Source organism: Planococcus sp. RAB007_Raresut, from assembly GCF_057369535.1.
The window spans coordinates 1-267 of record NZ_JBXYIF010000131.1 but is presented as its reverse complement, the minus strand read 5'-3'; the positions used below and the strand labels follow the sequence as shown (position 1 = coordinate 267).

Sequence of the window (267 nt, the reverse complement as noted above, 5' to 3'; positions counted from 1 at the left end):
ATTTCATCAACCGCAACTGTGTCATATTCATTAACCACTGGTATAACTTTCCATTTTAAAAGTTCATTGAAAGTATTTAACACGTTTTTTCTACTTTCAGGATAAGTTAATACATCATGCGTCAATAAAATTTGACTTGTCTTTTGACTGTACATTGCAAATCTTTGTTGATAAATAGTCATCAATTCACTTTGACCAATCCCTGCCAGGCCTTGTTGTTCAGGAATTTGCTTGGGTCGTTGTACCAAGCCCATATTTGCGAGTCCC

1 protein-coding gene is annotated in these 267 nt (G+C 35.6%); it reads right to left on the bottom strand.

The annotated features are described in order from the left end of the window. Positions 1-254: amino acid kinase family protein (locus AC2Q9J_RS18025; protein WP_499042068.1), on the bottom strand; the 254-nt coding region annotated here is incomplete at its 3' end. Positions 255-267 lie beyond the last annotated feature (13 nt).